This is a genomic window from Paenibacillus agri, assembly GCF_013359945.1.
Taxonomy (GTDB): Bacteria; Bacillota; Bacilli; order Paenibacillales; family Paenibacillaceae; genus Paenibacillus_AQ; species Paenibacillus_AQ agri.
Map to the genome: position 1 here is coordinate 1 of NZ_JABWCS010000032.1, position 243 is coordinate 243.

Sequence of the window (243 nt, forward strand, 5' to 3'; positions counted from 1 at the left end):
ACAAGACCCGGGAACGTATTCACCGCGGCATGCTGATCCGCGATTACTAGCAATTCCGACTTCATGCAGGCGAGTTGCAGCCTGCAATCCGAACTGAGACCGGCTTTGCTGGGATTGGCTCTACCTCGCGGCTTCGCTTCCCGTTGTACCGGCCATTGTAGTACGTGTGTAGCCCAGGTCATAAGGGGCATGATGATTTGACGTCATCCCCACCTTCCTCCGGTTTGTCACCGGCAGTCACTC

General features: G+C 56.4%; 1 rRNA gene. It reads right to left on the reverse strand.

From position 1 onward, the window contains the following. Positions 1–243 (reverse strand): 16S ribosomal RNA (locus HPT30_RS00145); the annotation flags it as partial.